The organism is Burkholderia sp. TSV86 (assembly GCF_001522865.1).
Taxonomy (GTDB): Bacteria; Pseudomonadota; Gammaproteobacteria; order Burkholderiales; family Burkholderiaceae; genus Burkholderia.
Genome location: NZ_LOWB01000075.1, coordinates 38,742 through 57,425, shown reverse-complemented (window position 1 = coordinate 57,425; position 18,684 = coordinate 38,742). Strand labels below are relative to the sequence as shown.

Below are 18,684 nucleotides of genomic sequence, written 5' to 3'. Positions count from 1 at the left end.
AGGGGACGATACCCGCCGGCGGGGCTGCCGGCGGACCCCGCGCCGGGCGCACGGCGTGGCGGCGCAAGGGTTGGTCCGAAGTATGGAGCGCTGTGTTGCGGTGCGAAATGCGCCAACTCGTCGCAGATGTCCAGCGAATAATCGAGGTTTGTCGATCTAAATCGTTGATTGATATCAAATTCGATGTGTTTAGCACGCATGGCGCGCGCCGCGGCGGGATGACGCACGTGCGGCAATACACCGCGCCGCAGCGAAGCGAATGACTGGGCACTTGGGCAGGCCGTCGGGCTGCCGACGGCGCCGGCGCGCGTGCGCGGCCGGCGGCGCGGGTATTGCCGCCATGCCCGGCCCGGCGGCATCCGCGCGAATTGCGTACACTCGACATCTCGCCTCACCGCGCGCGGGCGCCTTTTTCGACGAGACTCCGACAGGTAACCAGATGATCGATTTACGCAGCGATACCGTAACGCGCCCGGGCGCGCCGATGCTGGCCGCAATGGCGGCCGCCGACGTGGGCGACGACGTATGGGGCGACGATCCCACCGTGCAGCGTTTGCAGGCCGCCGTTGCCGAGCGCGCGGGCAAGGAGGCGGGGCTCTTCTGCCCGAGCGGCACGCAGAGCAATCTCGTGGCGCTGATGGCGCATTGCGGCCGTGGCGACGAATACATCGTCGGGCAGGCGGCGCATACGTATCGATACGAAGGCGGCGGCGCGGCGGTGCTCGGCAGCATCCAGCCGCAGCCGATCGAGAACGCGGCCGACGGCACGCTGCCGCTCGACAAGATCGCCGCCGCGATCAAGCCGCTCGACGATCATTTCGCGCGCACGCGCGTTCTCGCGCTCGAGAACACGATCGGCGGCAAGGTATTGCCCGCCGGCTACGTCGAAGAAGCGGCCGCGCTCGCGCGCCGCCACGGCCTGGCGACGCATCTGGACGGCGCGCGCTTGTGCAACGCGGCAGTGGCGTCGGGGCGCTCGCTTGCCGAGCATTGTGCGCCGTTCGATACGGTCTCGATCTGCTTCTCGAAGGGGCTCGGCGCGCCGGTCGGCTCGGTGCTCGTCGGCAGCCGCGAGCTGATCGCGCAGGCGCGCCGCTGGCGCAAGATGCTTGGTGGCGGCATGCGGCAGTCCGGCCTGCTCGCCGCAGCCTGCCTGTATGCGCTCGAGCACAATGTCGAGCGCCTTGCCGACGATCATGCGAACGCTGAGCATCTCGCGCAGGGGCTTGCGCGGATCGACGAGATCAAGGTGCTGTCGCAGGCGACGAACATGGTGTTCGCGCAGATTCCCGAAGCCGATTGCGCGCCGCTGGAAACGTGGCTGAAGGCGCGCGGGATACTCACGCAAATGCTCTATTCGGCGCGCTTCGTCACGCATCTCGACGTGTCGCGCGACGATATCGATACGGTCGTCGGCGCAATCAGCGCTTACTTCGCGCGTTCGCGCGCGTGATACCCGCGCCGGCGGCAAGCGGCGGCGCGAGCAGACGCCGTGCCGCATCGACGACGCGCGCAGACAGCGATTCCATCGTGGGCGACTGCACGGTCCACGCGTGCCAATACAACGATACGTCCGTCACACGTCCCGGCGCGAGATCGACGAGGCCCAGCTTTGCGAGCGGCCGCGAATCGAGCAGCAGCTCGGGCACCATCGCGTAGCCGAGGCCGTGCCGCACGGCGGCGAAGTGCGCGTGCGTGCCGGGCACGTAGTGGCACGAAAACGCGCCTTCGGGCAGGCCGAGCCGTTCCTTTAAAAACGAGAATTGCAGCGCGTCGCGCCGGCTGTGCGCGACGATCGGCGCTTGGCGCGCGCTTGCGCGCGTCAGGCCGTCGGGAAACCAGCGTGCGGCGAACTCGGTCGCGGCGATCAGCCGGTAGCGCATCGAGCCGAGCGGCGTCGCCGTGCAGCCGCGCATCGGCTTGCTTTCGGTGGTCACGCAGCCGATCGCCATGCCGCTTTCGAGCAGCGCATAGGTGTGGTCCTGATCCTCGACGATCAGCTCGAACAGCATCCGCTCTCCGGCGAGCACCGAGGTCAGCGCGGGCAGAAACCACGCTCCGAGGCTGTCCGAATTGAGCGCGATGGTCACCGCGATGGTCGAGCCGTGCTCTGCGGTGAGATCGGCTTGCAGATCCGCGTGCAGCAGCGCGATGCGGCGCAGATGCTGCAGTACGCGTTGGCCGGCGGCCGTCGGCCGGCATGGCCGTGTGCGGAGCAAAAGCGGCGCGCCGATGCTCGTCTCCAGTGCCCGCACCCGCTGGGTGACCGCCGACGCCGTGACGTGCAGCCGCGCCGCCGCCTGCTCGAAACTGCCAGTGTCTGCGACGGCGAGCAGTGCTGCCGCCTGTTTGGGATCGATCGTCATGGGTTGCGAATAGAACGGCTCAGGCCGTGTGGAATTCTAAGAAAAATTTAGCGTATTTAACTTTGGCTAAATATTGTAGCGAATACGGCATCGCTGCTCGACAATCCGTGCGCACGCCCGCGGCCGGATAATCTTGCCGATTTTTAGTGCCGGGGCGGCATCGGCGGGTTGTACGGCGAGCTGTTCAACCCATTTCGCACTGCCCTACCGATACGAAGAATAGAAGGATCACGACATGATCGACCGCACGCCGAATGCGATGCTAAAAGCGACGCGCAATGCAGTGCCGCCGCGCGAACCCGTGCGCAAGCCGTGCTTGAGGTGCATGCCGGCGCATGGCGTGGCCGATGCCGGCGCAAACGCAGGCTCAAACACACGCGCCACCGCCATCGCGAAGACAGCGCCCGAGATCGACGAGGCCGAACCCGCAAGCGTGCCCGAATGGTTTCGTACCGTCGGCTGAGCGGCGGATCGAATGCATACGCTCTATCTGATTGCGATCGTCGCGGAGGCGATGTCGGGGGCGCTGATGGCGATGCAGCGCGGCATGGACCGCTTCGGTTTGGCCTTCGTCGGTGCGGTGACCGCGTTGGGCGGCGGTACTGTGCGCGACGTGCTGCTCGGCCGCTATCCGTTGACCTGGATCGCGCATCCGGAATACTTGCTGCTGACGCTGGCGGCGGCGACGTTCGCGTCAATGACTGCCGCGCACGTGGCACGCTTGAAGTCGTGGTTCATCGCTGTCGACGCACTCGGGCTCGCCGCGTTTTCGATCATCGGCTGCGACATTGCGGCGAGCGTCGTTTCCAGCCCGGTCGTGATCGTGCTGGCGGGCGCGATCACGGGCGTTTGCGGCGGGATGCTGCGCGATTTGCTGTGTAACGAGGTGCCGCTCGTGCTGCGCAAGGAGCTATATGCGAGCGTCGCGCTGCTGACGGGCGCGCTGTATGTCGGATTGCAGGCGCTTGGCGTGCCGCACGGCATCGTAACCATTGCGGCGCTGCTGAGCGGATTCGCGTTGCGCATGTTGGCCGTGCGGCGAGGCTGGCGGATGAAGGCGTTTGGTCCGCTCGATGCAGGCTGATGGGACGCTTACTTGCACGTGCCGATAGAGCCTGCATATAGCTGCCGTGATGGTGGCGTAGATCGAATCCGCACGAGTGCGTTCATCGTTTTCATCGTCGACGTCTGCCGTGGAATGCATGGCGGTGTGCGCACGGCTCGGCGCGTATCGAGTTGATGGAGGCATGGCGGGCGGCGAGCGGGGTTCGTGAGCGTGGTTATCGAGTGCGATCTGTCGCATACGGGAGCTTGATGACGGACGTTGCGCCGTCTTTCGCAGCGATCGGTCCGCGTGGAATGCATCGTGACGCTCGAACCGCTCGGCGCGTGTCGCGCCAACGGAGGAATCAGCGGCGGCAAGTGCCGCCCGGACCCACCGTCGGCGCGCTCATGCAGGCACGACGACCGGCGCCGCACCGTCTCCCGCATCGACGAGCTTCACACGAAACCCGTAACAACGCTCGAACAGATCGGCGCGCATCACCTCAGCGGGCACGTCATCGGCGATGATCGCGCCGTTTGCGAGCAACGCGAGCCGGTCCGCATGGCGAGCGGCGAGATTCGGGTCATGCATGATCGTCAGTACGCCGATGTTCCATTCGCGAGCGAGGCGTTGCGACAGAGCGAGCACTTGGTGCTGATGTGCGAGATCGAGTGCGGCGGTGGGCTCGTCCAGTAGCAAATAGCGCGCTGAATTCGCGGATTCTCCGCTCGGCCAGAGTTGCGCGACGGCGCGCGCGAACTGCACACGCGCCAGCTCTCCGCCCGAAAGCGTCGTGACGTCGCGGGCGCCGAGCGCGGCCGCGCCGGCGAGTGCGAGCGCTTGCGAGGCGATATCGTTGTCTTCGTGCGTGAGCACGCCAGTGCGCCGCGCGTGGGGATAGCGGCCGAGCCGCACGATTTCCAATACGCTGAACGGGAACGCAGGCAACGACGCTTGCGGCAGCACCGCGCGCAGCCGTGCGAGACGCGGCGTGGGGATCTTGCTGAGCGGTTCGCCGTTGAGCGTCACCGTACCGCTGAGCGTCGCGTTGCGCGCCATGCCCGAGGCTTTCAAGTCGCCCGCCAGTACTTCGAGCAGCGTGCTTTTGCCCGCGCCGTTGCGCCCGAGCAAGGCGGTGACGCGGCCGGGGACGATCCGGATCGACAGATTGCGAAGGATGGCGTTGTTACCACGGGTAACGTGAAGATGATCGGCGATCAGCATGATTCGATTCGCAGTGTCAAGCGCCCAGCGCGGCGCGCTGTTTCCACAGCAGCGCGAGGAAAAACGGTGCGCCGAGCAGCGCGGTGAGGATGCCGAGCGGAATTTCGGCCGGCGCGGCGAGCGTTCGCGCCGCAAGATCGGCGCAGAGCGCGACGAGCGCGCCGAGCAGCGCCGCGCCCGGCATCGCGATCCGCTGGTCGGGGCCGACCGCGAGCCGCACCCAATGCGGCGCGATCATCCCGATGAAACCGATCATTCCGGTACACGAGACGAGCGAGCCTATGCATAACGCGGTGCCGACGATTACGCGGCGCTTTACGCGCAGCACCGGCACGCCGAGATGCTGCGCCTGCGTTTCGCCGAGCTGCAGCGCATTCAGCGCGTGCCGCTCGCGTGCGAGCAGCGCGCAGCCGGCGAGCGCGAACGGTGTGACCGCGATGATCGTGCGCCAATGCGCGCCTCCCACGCTGCCGAGGCTCCAAAACGTCAGTGAGCGCAACTGCGTGTCGTTGGCGAAATAAGTCAGCAGTCCGATTATCGAGCCGCAGAGCGCATTGATGGCGATGCCGGCAAGCAGCAGTAGCGGCAGCGCGAGCTGGCCCCGCGTTGCCGCGAACCGGTGGATGAGTGCCGCGACGCCGAGTGCGCCCGCGAATGCGGCAATCGGCAGATAGCCAAGCGCGACCGGCCCGGCGACGACGCCCGGCCCGAGCACGATCAACGCCGATGCCCCGAGCGCCGCGCCGCTCGATACGCCGATCAAGGCCGGATCGGCAAGCGGATTGCGAAACAGCGCTTGCGTGGCTGCCCCGGCCATGCCGAAACCGGCACCGACCAGCAATGCGAGCGCGACACGCGGCGCACGGATTTCCAGCAGCACCGCTCGCGCTTGCCGCCGCATGGGGTCGCTCGGCAGCAGCGTATCGGAGGCTGTGAGCGCGTCGAGCAATTGCGCGGGCGTGAGCGGATAAGCGCCGATGCAAAGCGCGGCGAGCACGGCGAGCGCGAGTGCCAGTGCGAGCACGATGAGCGTGCGCACGGCGCGTCGCCTGCGATGCGCGTTGGTGGCGGCGTTGGCGGGTGCGGATTCGATAAGCGGCAAGGGGCGCGCCGAATCGGCCGACGGGGAGCGGGTGGCGAGTCTCATCTCAACGGGGCGCGGCGATGGCGCAGTGGTGGAAGACGATCGGCCAGCGCGATGCACCGCGCGGCAGAGGGGCGTTTGTTTTGTCATGCATGACACAAAACGGACCGGCCGCGCGGGTTCGCTCGATGAGGCGAGGATGCGCGAATTGGATGCGTAATGAGGTGAGCGGGTGAGCGGGCGCGGCGGCAGCACCTGTGCACCGCAGGCAAGACGCGCCTGGCGGCGCGCATTAGACGCGCAGGATTCACCAAGCACATTGTTCGCGATTGCGTCGAATCTATCGAATGCATTGAGTGCACCGAACAGGGCGGCCAGCGCGTCATCGACGAAAATACACCGGAATCCGAATGATCAATCGAATCCGGCATAACCGCGATGATGTAAGCGCGCGGGCTCATGCGAGCGCGGTGTTCAGCCGGCGCTGCAATTCAGCGACCGCTTGCGGCAGGCGCGGCCCGAAGCCGAGCAGAAACAATGCGTCGAGCGCAACGACGCGCCGTGCGCGTGCGGCCGGCGTCGCCGCGAAGCCGGGCGCGGCCCATAGCGCGTCGCTGCCGCCGAGCGCCTGCAACCCTTCGTCCGTGATCAGCACCACGTCCGGCGCGGCGCTGACCAGCGCCTCGGCGTTCAGCGGTTTGTAGTGATCGAAGCCGACCATCGCGTTGCGCGCGCCCGCATAGCGGATCATTGCATCGGCGGCGGTTTGCTGGCCGGCGACGAGCGCTTGATTGCCGGTGTGGTTGAGCACGAACAGCACGCGCGCGGGGGCGCGTTGCGTTGTACGAGGCGGCGCGGCCTCGACGCGCGCGACGCTCGCCCGCCAATCGCGCTCGAAGCGCGCGAGCAGCGCATCGCCCGCTTGCGTGAGCGAAAGCGCCTGGGCGATACCGCGAATTTTGCGGCGCACCGATTCGACATCATGTGTGTCGTCGAACGTCTTGACCGTCACGCCGGCGCGCCCGAGTTGCGCGAGCGCATCGGGCGGCCCGGCTTGCGACGAGGCGAGTACGAGATCGGGCCGCAGCGACAACAATCCTTCCGCCGATAGCGCGCGCTGGTAGCCGACTTTCGGCAAGCGGCGCGCGGCGTCCGGATATGTGCATGTCGTGTCGGCGCCGACGAGTTCGTGGTGCGCGCTGCGTGCGCCGTCCAATGCATAGATCGTCTCGGCGATCGAGCCGCCGATCGCAATGACGCGCTGCGGATGCAGGCTCGTCTGCGGCGGCGTGTGCGCAAGCGTGCGTGGGCTGACGGCGGCCAGCGCCAGCACGCCTGCGCTGGTGAGCCACTTGCGGCGGCGCGTATCGATGCGCGCACCGCTCATCGCTTCGCTCCGGCTTCGTCGACATGCGCATTGGCGCGTGCATTGGCGTTCGTGTCGCCTGCCGTTTGCAGCGCGCCGACGAGTTCCCGCCAGCCCGACAATTCCGGTTGCCCCGGCTTGCGTGCGCCGAACAGCATCGCGATCGAATCGCCGGCGGTGTCGAACAGCTCGAGCGACGTGACGGGGCCGTCGCTCGTCGGTTTGTTCACGACCCATGCCGACGCGATAAGATCGCCGCGCAAATGCAAGTTGAAGCCTTCGTCGAGCACGTTGATCCACGGCCCGGTGCGGCGGATGTTCTCGACGGGCCCGGTGTGAATCTGGATCATCCCGCGATTGCCGACGAAAACCATGATCGGCAGCCGGCTCAGCGCTGTGCGCTCGAGCACACGGCGCGTGGCATCGGGCGCGACGCGCCGCGCGCGTTGCGCGCCGGCGAGCCGCAACGCCTGCGTGCGCGTGACGCCGAAGCGGCCGAGAATGCTGTGGAATGCATGCGTATCGGTCATCGCATCCCATGCGGCGCGCAGGCCGGCAACGTCGATTGCTTCGTCGGGCCTCTCGGCGAGCGCGCCCGGTTCGGGCTCGACGGCGAGCCGCGTGTTTTGCGCCGGTGTGCGCCAGCGCGACACGAACGCATCGAATGCGGCGTGATCACTGTGCTTGCGCAGATAGACCTTGTGTACCGCATGGCCATGCGTATCGAAGAATTGCAGGCTTTTCATCGTACCGTGCGCGGTCGGCTCGTGAACGGCAAAGCCCGATGCCCAGTGGCGATAGAAGATCCGCAGATCGATCGCGCCGAGCGCGAGGCCCACCGGGCCGTCGTGGCTCATCTGCTCGAATGCGCCGTCTTTCTCGTGGATGGCGGCCGCATTGCGCGTCAGCGCCATGATGCCGCGTAGCCGCGGCATTTCCTCGAACAGCTCGATGAAGCTTGGCTCAAGCCGCACGACGCGTTCGCCCGCGAACGCCGCGAGCGCCTCGCCCTCGCTGACGCCAAGTAATTGCGCGGCGTCGCGGTTGCGCAACTTGCGGGTTTCCTTCAGGCGCAGGAACGCGTCGCGCAGTTCGTCGGGCGCGAGCGTGCGGCCGGCGATGGGCACGGCAGCGGATGCGGGAGCGGAAGCGGCAATGTTCATCATGTCGGTATTCCTCGAAGGCCGGATGGCGGAAGGGGGGCGAAGCGCATTAAAAATCCACTTTCATGCTGACCGCTACGCTGCGGCCGGGCGCGGTATAGGCGTCGAGCACTTTCGAATCGGCGGCGATGCCGCGCACGTCCGACCAGTTCCAGTATTTACGGTCGAACAGGTTATGAATGCCCAGATAGGTGCTGACATGCTTGTTGAAGCGATAGCCGCCGCGCAGATCGACGACGAACGACGACGGCGGCGTGAAGCAGGTTTTTTGCGCGCAGGTATCCGGTGGGACGTCGCGATGGCGTTTGCCTGCCTGCAATAGCAGGTCGGCCTGCGCGAACCAACGCTCGCTGGGCTCGTAGCGCACGCCGAACACTGCGGAGAACGGATTGATCGTGTCGAGCGGCTGGCTTGCCGCGCCGTTGTCCTGCGTCGAGCCTTTCGCGAAGGCCATCGCCGTTTTCAGCGTGAAACCGCTCGGCATCACCCATTGCGCGCGTCCTTCGAAGCCGTGGATCCGCGCATTCGCGAAATTCACATACTGGAACACGAGCGGATCGCTTGGCCGGCCGGTGCCGCCGATCGTGCGCTGCGAGATGAAGTTGCGATAACGGCCCGCGAATGCCGCGACGCTATAGTGCAGCGGTCCATGACCCGTGCCGAGCGTGCCGCGCAGCCCCGCCTCGATCGTGTCGCTGGTTTCCGGCTTCAGATTAGGATTGCCGATCGACGTGTAGCCGTAGATCGGATTCGAGAAGCTGTTGTTGACCTGATCGGGCGTCGGCGTGCGGAAGCCGTGCGCGTATTGCGCGTATGGAGTCAACGCGGGCGACACTTGGTACAGCACCGCCAAACGCGGTGACAGCGCGTGATCGCTCGTGTTGACCGCCTGCCCGGGATACAGCGGATCGCTCGCGGCCGGGCTTAAGCGATAGGCATCCAAGCGTAGCCCCGGCGTGACGAGCAGCCGGGCGTGGCTGATTTGGTCCTGAACGAACGCGCCGACGAGCGTGTAGTCGGTATCGGGAAACGCCTTGTTCGGGAACGACTCGCCGGGGCTCGCGACGGTGCCGTCGCGCAGGCTCTTGATCCGATCGACGCTGCCGTCCACGCCGTACAGCAGCTTATGCGCGAACGGCCCGGTCGTGAATGCGCTCTCGGCGAACGCCGAGCCGCCGAGCGCGCGCTCGCTATAGCGGTTCGCGCGCGAGCGCGAGCGAAAGTTCGCGCCGCGCGTTTCGAACGAGTACTGATCCTGCGTGGCTTCCTGATAGTGGAGCTGCACGTGCGCGGTCTGGAACCAGCGGGCGGCATCGTCATGGAAGTCGTAATCGATGCTGAAGCGGTTGCGTTCGAGTTTGTCGTTCGCGGTGAGGCCGAGCGTTGCCGGCGGATTGATCGCCGATAGCACGTTCGTATCGATGCGGCGTCGCACCGTTTCGGCGGTGAGCTTGAATGTGTCGTGAGAGGTAGGCGTCAACGTCAGCTTGCCGAGCAGCGATTCTGTGTAGACCTCCTGAGGATTCGCACTCGTGCGCGCGGCGCTTGCCGAATTGTCGTGGCCGTGCGTGTCGAGTTCGTGGCCGCGGCGGCCGGATGCGATCAACATCGCCTGTATGCGGTCGTTGCCGGCGGCGGCCGAGACTGTCGCGCCGAAACTGCGATCCACCGAGTCATAGCTGGGGCGCAACGAGAAGTAGGTTTTCTTTCGATAGACCGATAGCAGGTCGGACGGGTCTTTCGTGATGAAGTTGACGGCCCCTGTCAGGCCGTCGCTGCCGTACAGCGCCGACGCAGGGCCGCGTAGAATCTCGATGCGCTTGAGCGTGTCGAGATCAGCGTAGTCCCCGCGGCCGGCTTCGAGCGGGCCGAACGAAAACGCGTTCGGCAGGCGAATGCCGTCCTCCATCAGCAGCACGCGATTGCCCTCGAGGCCGCGGATGTTGATGCTCGAATCGCCGCCGCGGCCGCCCGCCGATGCCGCGCCCGCCGGGCGATACGGCGGGCGGCGCACGGTGACGCCAGGTTCGTAACGTAGCGCGTCCTTGATGGACGCGGCCTGTTGTTCTTCAAGATCGGTGTTGGTCAGCGTCGATACGCTTGCCGCGATGCGGCTCGCGGCGGATGCGGTGCGCGTGGCGGTGACAGTGATCGGATCGAGCGTGCGTCCATCGCCGTGTGCGGCGAGTGCGCCGGGTTTGGGTGCGCCGGAAATGGACTTGGCGCGTGTCGGATGCGTTGTTGCGGCCGCGCGCGGTGCGGTGGCGCCGAGTGCGGCGGGTTGCGGCATGGCGTTCGCGGCAAGCGGTGCGGAAGCGGCGGGCGGCGCGAAGGCGGATGCGGGGTCGGCGGCGGACGCGGCTGCTGCGCAGAGGCCGAAAGCGCCGGTTAGTGCGGCGCGAAGCGGCCGGCACGCCAACAAAGGTTGATGCACGGTTTGGTCTCCCAGTGTCGAATGAGCCCGAAGGCTGGCTGGGTGACGCATGCACCTGGCTGGCCGCCTGCGTGGCGGTCAGGCCGCAGGCGGGGTGAAAGGAAAAATCCGTTAGGTAGAATGTAAAGTGTAATTGAGAATTATTACCATTTCAATCAAAAAGCGAAGTCACGGGAGCCTGCGGGGCCGCCGGGCAGGCACATGGGCTCGGTTCCGGCGTGTGGCGTCTGAAGCGTCTGCTTGAGCCTGGAAGGCGGCACATCGCTCTGGAGCTTTGGCTGGCGCGCGTGTTCGACGCTTACGGTGCCGAGGACGCACATCGCGGTGGCGGGTCGAGCGACCGCACTCATCACAATGCATAGGATAACGGACGATAGTCATGATGCCTTTTTCGTAGTCAGCGCCGGTACGCAACCGGTGGATGGAAAACGAAGGCGGCTTCTACGCTATGTCGATGAATGCGGCGCGATTGCAAACACTAACGAAAACGCCGACGTGCATCCCGGCGATTGAGCGCTAATTCAGCAATACGCGAGTATCAGGAAATTGTCGGCTTGTATCGCACATTATCTTTTCGAAATGACGCGCAATCAGTGATTCGTCAAATGAAACGGCGGCGGCCGTGCCTGGTTAAAGCGTTTTCCTCGCATTGATTTGACTTTTGAATACTCCATACTGTGCGGCGCTGCTTTAAGGCAGCGGATTCCAGATGCATGAGGCCGAGCCAGCGGAAACCACCGCTTTCATCGAGCCGGCGCGTTACCGGCAACGCTTCACTGCCGCAAGATCGAGCCCGGTATGCGCTCCGTCGAATCGGTCGATGGATGTTGAATCGTCGGCAATGCCGTGTTGTACGTGTTGCCGGCCAAAATGACGAGAGTTGCCGTTATATTGTGTTCCAATTTGGCAGCGCAACAATTTCAATAATTCGATATACGAGGAAATCATGGTCCCCCAAGCCGGAACGATCGACGATCCGCTATCGACCGCTTACCGGAAGATCAATCTGCGTGTGCTCGCGTTTCTGGCGGCGTGCTATTGCATCGCGTTTATCGATCGCGTCAACATCGGTTTCGCGAAGCTGCAGATGCAGCACGACATTGGCTTCAGCGAAGCGGCGTATGGCCTTGGCGCGGGCATCTTCTTTCTCGGCTATATGTTGTTCGAAGTGCCGAGCAATATGTTGCTGGTCAGGATCGGCGCGCGCCGGACATTGAGCCGGATCATGGTGCTGTGGGCCGCGGCGTCGATCGCGACCGGCTTCGTCGCCGATATCAAAACGTTTTACCTGCTGCGCTTCCTGCTCGGTGTATTCGAAGCGGGCTTTGCGCCCGGCATGATCTACTTTCTGACCCGCTGGTATCCGCCGCAGAGGATGGGGCGCGCGATGGCGCTGCTGCTGTGCGCGGGGCCGGTCGGCTCGATCGTCGGCGGGCCCCTGTCTGGCTGGATCATCGCGAATCTTTCCGGTGTGGCCGGGCTGGCGGGCTGGCAATGGATGTTCATTCTCGAAGGCATGCCCGCGCTGCTGCTCGGCGTCGTCACGTTCGCGGTTCTTTGCGAATCGCCGGCGCAGGCCCGATGGTTGACGCACGCGGAGAAAATCGCCGTGTCGGAAGACATCGAACGGCATCGGCCACGGCGCGATAGCGCCGGGTGGCGTTACGTGCTGCCGCGCGTGCTTGGCGATCTGCAGATCTATCGGCTGGCCGCGGTCTACTTTGGTTTGATCAGCGGTTTGTATGCGGTGAGTTTCTGGCTGCCGACGCTTCTCAAGGCGGCGGGCCTGCGCGGCTACGTCGAGATCGGCCTTTATTGTGCGATTCCGTATCTCGTCACCGTCGCGGCGATGTTCGCCGTCGGCCGGCACTCGGACCGCCTTGGCGAGCGGCGCACGCACGCGGCGTTGATGGCGGCTGTCGGCGCGCTTGCGCTGGCCGTGGCCGCGCACTGCTTCGACCGGTTCGCGATCGCGTTGGCGGCGATCACGATTGCGACCGCCGCGATGTATGCGTCGTATGCGGTTTTCTGGACCATTCCGACCGGTTACCTCGATGCGTCGCACGCGGCCGTCGGTATCGCATTCATCAACACGCTGGGCCTGTTCGGCGGCTTCGTCAGCCCGACGCTGATCGGCTGGATCAAGTCGGCGAGCGGCAGCGGCGAAGCGGGCTTTCTCGCGATCGCCGCGTTGTTGTTGCTCAGCGCGATTCTGTTGGTCGCGCGTCCTTTGCCTCGTATCGATGCGGTGAGTCCATGAAAATCTTTGTTGCCGGGTTTGGCCATGAAACCAACACATTCGTCGCGTCGCGCGCACGATACGACGATTTCGACGGCGGCGCGTATGGGCCGATTTTCGTCGGCGACGCGATTTTTTCGATGCGTGCGCAAAACCTGCCGATCGCGGGGTTCATCGACGTGATTTGCAGGACATCGAATCAAGTGGTGCCGGGCATTTGGGCGCATGCGACGCCGTCCGGATTCGTGACCGACGACGCGTATGAACGCATCGCGAATGAGATCGTCGAGCGTGCGCGGCGCGCGCGAGCCGATGCGATCTATCTGGACCTGCACGGCGCGATGGTTACCGAACGGTTCGACGATGGCGAAGGCGAACTGCTCAAACGTTTGCGCGCGGTCGTGGGCTCCCGCGCGATCATCGTCGCATCGCTCGATCTGCATGCGAACGTAACCGAGCAGATGTTCCGTCATGCGGACGCGCTCGTGCCGTTCCGGACCTATCCGCATGTCGACATGGCCGAAACCGGCGCGCGCGCGGCGCGCGTGCTGCTGCGGATCGGCTCCGGTGGACGGCGCGAGCACCGCGTGTTCCGCCGGATGCCGTTCCTGATCCCAATCGAGGCGATGGCGACGTCGCAGGCGCCCGCGTCGCATCTGTATGCGCTCGTTGCGCGTTTGGAGCGCGAATACGAAGTCGATCTGTCGGTCACGCTCGGCTTTCCGTCCGCCGATATTTGCGAGTGCGGCCCGGCGATCTGGGGCGACGGGACGAACCGTGCCGAGCTGGATGACGCGATTGCGCGGCTCGAGCAAGTGTTCTGCGCCGACGAGGCGAATTGGCAAGCGGCTTATCTGTCGGCTGACGAAGCAGTGTTGCGCGCCAAGGAGATTGCGCGCTCTGCGGCCGGCCCGGTCGTCATCGCCGATACGCACGATAACCCCGGCGCGGGCGCGGGCTCGGATACCACCGAAATACTCGAAGCGTTGCTGCGCCATCGCGTGCCGCGCGCCGCGTTCGGCTTGCTTTACGATCCCGCGGCCGCGGCCGCGGCGCATGCGGCGGGCATCGGCGCGAATGTCGATCTGACGCTCGCCGCGCACACGGCTCGGCCGCTGCCCGCACGGTGTTTTGTCGAAGCGCTGGCGGACGGCCGTTGCAAGCTCGAAGGCCCGATGATGCGCGGCACGGAGCTGCGTCTTGGGCTATGCGCGTGCCTGCGCGTCGATGACGTGCGCGTCGTCGTGACCAGCGTGAAGACGCAGCTGCTGGATCGCAACCTGTACCGGATGGTCGGAATCGAGCCAGAGCGAATGGCGGTTCTCGTCAACAAGAGTTCGGTGCATTTTCGTGCAGCATTCGAGCCAATTGCCGAGGAAATTCTGATCGCGCGTACACAGGCCGGGATCGTGACTGATCCGGCCCGGCTCTCGTGGAAGAAGCTGGACCCGGCGATGCGGTTGTCGCCCGGGGACAACATTGAACGCGCGCCCGGGGTTTGAATGGGCGGCGGACGTTGCACGGCAACGTTCGTTTGGCCTCTTTAGCGCAACTAACGGTCTATCCCTGCCGCGCGCTGTCAGGCGCGGCGAAGCCGCGCGGTCATTCGATCCGAGCGTTCATTCGGCCAGCAGCAGAGGAGCGCATCATTCATACCATTCGTGCTATCTGCGCTATGACAGCGATTCGAGCCGGATGAGCAGCCTGCGAACGTGGGCGAGATACGCGTGATGCGCGTCGTGTTCGGCGGGCACGTCGAGATGCGATGTTTCGGCAAGCTCGATTTGACGAACAAACTCGTCGCCGAGCGCGCGTTTGGTTTCCGGCGGAAGGGTGCGAATCAGCGACACGAGTAGCAATTCCTGTGCGTGAAGCATGCCGGACAGGGTATGGGCGTTCATGCTGGCCTCCGTCGAGGAAACGGACGGCGCGGTGGGGCGGTGCGCCTGTTGTCGATCGTAATGCATTGTGGCGGACCCGTGGAGGCGATGCGAGCCACGGGAGGATGAGAGTGCTGTATGCAAGCCCTACGCCAGCATGCAGTATCAGCGCGCGCCAGTTTCTAGCTGAAGATTCGGCGTTTATCGAGGGACGATTTGAGTGCTGCCGTGGCGCCGGCAAGTTGTTCGGATAGAAAATCGGGCAGTGCGCGAATACGCAGTGCGAGGTACTGGCTGCGCTGGAACAGCACATGGGCCGGCGCGTCAGGGCTGTGCGGTTCGGGCAACAGCTGGCGCAATCTATCGGCCTTCAGATCGCTGCTACATCCCAAGATCGATTCCATCACGATGCCGTGCCCTTCGAGTGTCCACTCGCGCGCAACTGCACCGCCGTCGGTCGCGTGTGCGCGATGTGTCGGCGCAAGAATATTCACCGTTTTACCGTCGCGCGAGAAGCGCCATTTGCTTGATGGCCCAGCCGAAATCAACAGGAATGAAATCTTGATCGGCAAGCACGTCTGGATGTGCCGGCTCACCGTGCGCGGCGACTGTCCGCCATTTACTTTGCAGCCATTGAATTGTCCGGTGGCACGCCAAAGCGGATCGCGAGATTGATGTCGTCGCCCAGAAATGGGAGAGATTGTCGATCAGCAGGAGCGATACGCTGACGTTCGGATGGCGCTCAATAAAGGCGTCGAGCCAGTGCCGCAGCATCTTGCGGCCGAAATCGGACGTCGCCGGCACGCGCAGCATGCATCGTCGAGGATCTGAAAATGATTTTCAATGTAAACGGAAAAATAGGTTGGAAGAGAACGAACGAAGGAGGCGTGCGCAGGCCGATGGCACGAAACGAAAGCCACGGCAAATCTGAGCAAGCGGCCGAAGTCATGATGCCGGCAAGAATTCGATGCGAACCGATTAGAAAGCTGCTATCCGTGCACCGTTTTGGTACAGCATGACATTTAGGACGCGATCTACGATCAATACCTCATATTTTGAGCCGTTACGTTTGGTATCGCGAAATCGGTTGACCTCGGCTGGTGATTCGCGTACCGTGTGTAGCTGAAGTATTCAGGAAGTTCGATTGGTTCTCATCTCTTGTCCGCTGTTTGCGCGGAGTCCGTTGTCCTCTTGTTCCCTCTTGGTGCTTCCCCGTCGCCTGTGCAACGGGAACAGTCAACTTATTTTTTTGAGGGATTCAACATGGATACCGGTATCGTAAAATGGTTCAATGAGAGCAAAGGCTTTGGCTTCATCACCCCGGACGCAGGTGGCGCAGATCTGTTTGCGCACTTTTCGGAAATCTCGGGTGACGGGTTCAAAACCTTGACTGAAAATCAAAAAGTCAGCTTCGAGACGAAGCGCGGCCCTAAGGGGCTTCAGGCATCGAATATCAAGCCGTTGTAATTTTTTTAGGCGTCCACTGTGCCAGATAGTAGACGCCTCCCACCGCATTGACATAGTTTCGGCCCGTCAGGCCTTGCCCATTGATCCAGACAGATCAATTCCCTGTGGGAGACGCCGTTCTACACTGGGCCTTATTTCACCAATAACAACAATGAAAATTTCTACTCCTATCCAATATCGCGGATATACGGTATCCCCGTCAGCTCACTGCCTGCCTGATGGTTGTTTCTCGTCAAATGTGACACTCGCCCGCTCCGATGTTCGGTCTGGGCCTATGTACTACGAGTTTTATTCACTCGGGTATTTCGTCAGTGAGGACGACGCGCGCGGTTATTCCGATCAATGGGCGCGGGACTGGATCGATACGCGAGGTTGACGGTACGTCGTCGGTCTTGAAGCATGACCGCGCCTCTTCAGTTTCCGGTTTGCCCAGCCTTTCAGCCGAAGCGTGCATCGAGCCACGCCTGCGCCCAGTTCCTTGCATAGGTAATGGAGTCTTCGCGTAAGTCAAAGCCCGCCAGATCACCACTTGGGTGAACGATATACTTGTTGCCGTCCGCATGGTTGGCGCTGATGTGAGCATGGGCCATGTATTCGCCGTTTGCCCTGCGCGGCGTCAGGTCGATGACGAAGCGGGTTGAATTGCAGCGCATTCTCTTTCCTTGCACGGTTGCCGCGTGGCCATGACCGTTGCGGAACGTGGCGTGACGGGTAAATCGCCGTTACGCATTCAGAAGGGCCATGATTTGGCTTGCCTCATGGTCTGACTCGCAACTCCCCATGCCGTTATTACGCAAGATTGCTCGAATGGACACGAACATTAGCCACGCACTTGCATCGATCTCGTGATGACCGTCGCGGATGACTCCGTCCAACTCGGCACGAGCTCCAAACGGCAAAAATTGGTCAACAATGCTGGAGCCGTCACGTTGAATCCGCTTCAATAGGTCGGTTCTGTCCATGTAAAACCTCAATTTTTGCCCGCGTACCCCGGCGCAGGGGCGCGCTGGCGAGCGCTTAACAGGGGGCGCGACGAATCACAACTCAAGGTCGAGGACGTTCGTGTCTTGCGAGCAGGTGTCGATGAGGTGCTCCGCATATGCAGTTGATGCTCGCCGCGCATCACCTGCGTTTAGGAAAGGTTTGGCCACCGGGAGCTGAAATACTCGGCTGCGCGATGATCCTTCAGGGTTTCCCGGCTCCTGGATGCGCACGGCGGCGTTGAAGCCCTCGTCGTAGTTATGCCCGTATCCGGGCTCGGTGGTATGACATGGATAGACGAGCGGGTAAATTTCCAGCCCGCGGTAGAGACGGAAGCTAGTTGCCATCGGGGTACCTTTGAGGCCGCATCACCATGCGGCGCAAGAGAGTAGCAGTGTGAGCGGCTGAATTCAGTCTTCACACGATCTGCCGCGTCGTTCGGCTTGCGATGAAAGCGGGCAGCCCTGCTTCATCGAAAAGAAATCTGCGGATATACGGGAACGGGCCTGGGCAGTGATTCGCTTCATGCTACGCCCATTGCCGGACTTGTACAGCGGAAATTTACTTATCCGTGCTTCGTTGGCAAGGCGGCAGGAGGTTGGTTTCGGGGTAGCATCATGGCCCCGCCATGCCGAAACCCCGAGGCTTCCGTGCTAGGTGTCAACGGCGGCGAAAGGCTGTCCTGCGCGTTGAGCTGCCGCTGCGTTCGTCCTTGTGTCGAAAATTTATCCTTCCTTTTGTCAGATCGTACACTGAAAGTTCTAGTGTGACTCGATCCCCTGCAAGGATGCGGATGTGATTCTTCCGGATACGGCCAGATGCGTAAGCGCCCACCACGACGCCATTGTCGAGCGTGACGCGGTAGTGACTGTCCGGCAGTACTTCGTCTACGATGCCGTCGAGTTCCAGCAGTTCTTCTTTAGCCATTCAAGGTTCCTGGTTAATTGGTGCGGCACCGGCAATGCAGTGCTTCGTCAGGCAAGAGGTTGCGAGCGTTGAATGACATACGCTCGGGCGATGATGAGAAGTGCGGGGATGGGCTGCCCCTCCTGTTGTAGACGCCATGGTTCGCGTTGCCGGGGCGATGCGCGTCGTACAGGCGAGGGGGTGGGTCAGGCGCGAGGGGCTGCAATACCGGTCCGATCGGGATTGGGGGCGCCAGAGGATGCCGCGATCGTTAGCTTTGCCGGGCGATCCGTCGAACAAGGACTCACAACGAGCCAATGCACGTTTTATCGTGCAGTGTACAGTTAGTTTTCCAAAGAAGTTGGTGCTGCATTATAACTGAACGCGCTGCCCGGTAGCGCCACGTCTTACGTTGCGAAGAGTGCGGGCTGCTGTCACGCCTATGGGGCGCTGCGCATCGGATACCAGTTGATGCGCCAACCCGTACCGAATGCGCGTGTTCACGCATCGTGACTCGCACCGTCTTTGT

General features: G+C 63.4%; 20 protein-coding genes. 7 read left to right on the top strand and 13 right to left on the bottom strand.

Features of this window, described 5'->3' with window-relative positions; genetic code table 11:
* Nucleotides 1-439 precede the first annotated feature (439 nt).
* The gene (gene ltaE / locus WS68_RS12415) at nucleotides 440-1,453 is read left to right on the top strand and encodes a low-specificity L-threonine aldolase (protein WP_059571097.1); all 1,014 of its coding nucleotides are present in this window, start codon (nucleotides 440-442) and stop codon (nucleotides 1,451-1,453) included.
* Here the strand turns inward: ltaE and WS68_RS12410 are convergent.
* Nucleotides 1,422-2,366: an HTH-type transcriptional regulator ArgP gene (locus tag WS68_RS12410; protein ID WP_059571096.1), complete on the bottom strand. Its 945-nt coding sequence runs from the start codon at nucleotides 2,364-2,366 to the stop codon at nucleotides 1,422-1,424. The genes ltaE and WS68_RS12410 overlap by 32 nt on opposite strands.
* 235 nt (nucleotides 2,367-2,601) lie before the next feature.
* On the opposite strand from WS68_RS12410, the gene WS68_RS12405 reads away from it, so the two are divergent.
* Nucleotides 2,602-2,829, top strand: coding sequence for a hypothetical protein (locus tag WS68_RS12405; RefSeq protein ID WP_059571095.1), 228 nt, complete (start codon nucleotides 2,602-2,604; stop codon nucleotides 2,827-2,829).
* A 12-nt stretch (nucleotides 2,830-2,841) separates the two neighbouring features.
* Entirely contained in the window at nucleotides 2,842-3,450 is a 609-nt protein-coding gene (locus WS68_RS12400; RefSeq protein ID WP_059571094.1) for a trimeric intracellular cation channel family protein, read from the top strand.
* Between the two features lie 366 nt (nucleotides 3,451-3,816).
* Here WS68_RS12400 and WS68_RS12395 read toward each other — a convergent pair whose 3' ends face one another.
* The 5 genes from WS68_RS12395 to WS68_RS12375 form a co-directional block, all read right to left on the bottom strand.
* Nucleotides 3,817-4,635 carry a heme ABC transporter ATP-binding protein gene (locus tag WS68_RS12395; protein ID WP_059571093.1) on the bottom strand — a complete coding sequence of 273 codons (819 nt, stop codon included), beginning with the start codon at nucleotides 4,633-4,635 and terminating at the stop codon, nucleotides 3,817-3,819.
* A 16-nt stretch (nucleotides 4,636-4,651) separates the two neighbouring features.
* A complete protein-coding gene (locus WS68_RS12390) occupies nucleotides 4,652-5,782 on the bottom strand; it encodes a FecCD family ABC transporter permease (RefSeq protein ID WP_059571092.1) in 1,131 nt (376 codons plus the stop codon).
* Between the two features lie 394 nt (nucleotides 5,783-6,176).
* Nucleotides 6,177-7,106 (bottom strand): heme/hemin ABC transporter substrate-binding protein, encoded by a 930-nt coding sequence (locus WS68_RS12385; RefSeq protein WP_059571091.1) that lies wholly within the window; start codon nucleotides 7,104-7,106, stop codon nucleotides 6,177-6,179.
* On the bottom strand, nucleotides 7,103-8,251 hold the full coding sequence (locus WS68_RS12380) for a hemin-degrading factor (protein ID WP_059571090.1): 1,149 nt from the start codon (nucleotides 8,249-8,251) through the stop codon (nucleotides 7,103-7,105). The genes WS68_RS12385 and WS68_RS12380 overlap by 4 nt, the downstream gene beginning before the upstream one ends.
* Before the next feature lie 46 nt (nucleotides 8,252-8,297).
* The gene (locus WS68_RS12375; RefSeq protein ID WP_059571089.1) at nucleotides 8,298-10,667 is read right to left on the bottom strand and encodes a TonB-dependent hemoglobin/transferrin/lactoferrin family receptor; all 2,370 of its coding nucleotides are present in this window, start codon (nucleotides 10,665-10,667) and stop codon (nucleotides 8,298-8,300) included.
* A gap of 961 nt (nucleotides 10,668-11,628) precedes the next feature.
* Between WS68_RS12375 and WS68_RS12365 the strand changes: the two genes are divergently transcribed.
* Both WS68_RS12365 and WS68_RS12360 read left to right on the top strand, forming a co-directional pair.
* Complete coding sequence (locus WS68_RS12365; protein WP_059571087.1) at nucleotides 11,629-12,942, top strand: MFS transporter; 1,314 nt, start codon at nucleotides 11,629-11,631, stop codon at nucleotides 12,940-12,942.
* Nucleotides 12,939-14,423, top strand: a complete 1,485-nt coding sequence (locus WS68_RS12360; protein ID WP_059571086.1) for a M81 family metallopeptidase — start codon at nucleotides 12,939-12,941, stop codon at nucleotides 14,421-14,423. Before WS68_RS12365 ends, WS68_RS12360 begins: the two co-directional genes overlap by 4 nt.
* 171 nt (nucleotides 14,424-14,594) lie before the next feature.
* Here the strand turns inward: WS68_RS12360 and WS68_RS12355 are convergent, their stop codons facing one another.
* From WS68_RS12355 to WS68_RS28345, 3 genes are all read right to left on the bottom strand, one after another.
* Nucleotides 14,595-14,822 carry a hypothetical protein gene (locus WS68_RS12355; RefSeq protein ID WP_059571085.1) on the bottom strand — a complete coding sequence of 76 codons (228 nt, stop codon included), beginning with the start codon at nucleotides 14,820-14,822 and terminating at the stop codon, nucleotides 14,595-14,597.
* A 161-nt stretch (nucleotides 14,823-14,983) separates the two neighbouring features.
* Nucleotides 14,984-15,373: a LysR substrate-binding domain-containing protein gene (locus tag WS68_RS26145; protein ID WP_197419592.1), complete on the bottom strand. Its 390-nt coding sequence runs from the start codon at nucleotides 15,371-15,373 to the stop codon at nucleotides 14,984-14,986.
* Nucleotides 15,300-15,614: a hypothetical protein gene (locus WS68_RS28345; protein WP_059571083.1), complete on the bottom strand. Its 315-nt coding sequence runs from the start codon at nucleotides 15,612-15,614 to the stop codon at nucleotides 15,300-15,302. Before WS68_RS28345 ends, WS68_RS26145 begins: the two co-directional genes overlap by 74 nt.
* A 450-nt stretch (nucleotides 15,615-16,064) precedes the next feature.
* Here WS68_RS28345 and WS68_RS12340 point away from each other — a divergent pair, with 450 nt between their 5' ends.
* A complete protein-coding gene (locus tag WS68_RS12340; protein ID WP_059571082.1) occupies nucleotides 16,065-16,268 on the top strand; it encodes a cold-shock protein in 204 nt (67 codons plus the stop codon).
* A gap of 151 nt (nucleotides 16,269-16,419) precedes the next feature.
* Nucleotides 16,420-16,644, top strand: coding sequence for a hypothetical protein (locus tag WS68_RS28915; RefSeq protein ID WP_059571081.1), 225 nt, complete (start codon nucleotides 16,420-16,422; stop codon nucleotides 16,642-16,644).
* Nucleotides 16,645-16,705: 61 nt separating this feature from the next.
* Here the strand turns inward: WS68_RS28915 and WS68_RS12330 are convergent, their stop codons facing one another.
* The 4 genes from WS68_RS12330 to infA all read right to left on the bottom strand — a co-directional run bounded on the left by WS68_RS12330 (nucleotide 16,706) and on the right by infA (nucleotide 18,176).
* Nucleotides 16,706-16,921: a hypothetical protein gene (locus WS68_RS12330; RefSeq protein WP_059571080.1), complete on the bottom strand. Its 216-nt coding sequence runs from the start codon at nucleotides 16,919-16,921 to the stop codon at nucleotides 16,706-16,708.
* Between the two features lie 69 nt (nucleotides 16,922-16,990).
* Complete coding sequence (locus WS68_RS12325) at nucleotides 16,991-17,230, bottom strand: hypothetical protein (RefSeq protein WP_059571079.1); 240 nt, start codon at nucleotides 17,228-17,230, stop codon at nucleotides 16,991-16,993.
* 75 nt (nucleotides 17,231-17,305) lie between these two features.
* Entirely contained in the window at nucleotides 17,306-17,596 is a 291-nt protein-coding gene (locus WS68_RS26140; RefSeq protein ID WP_082709992.1) for a hypothetical protein, read from the bottom strand.
* A gap of 313 nt (nucleotides 17,597-17,909) precedes the next feature.
* Nucleotides 17,910-18,176: a translation initiation factor IF-1 gene (gene infA / locus WS68_RS26135; protein WP_082709991.1), complete on the bottom strand. Its 267-nt coding sequence runs from the start codon at nucleotides 18,174-18,176 to the stop codon at nucleotides 17,910-17,912.
* Between the last annotated feature and the right edge of the window lie 508 nt (nucleotides 18,177-18,684).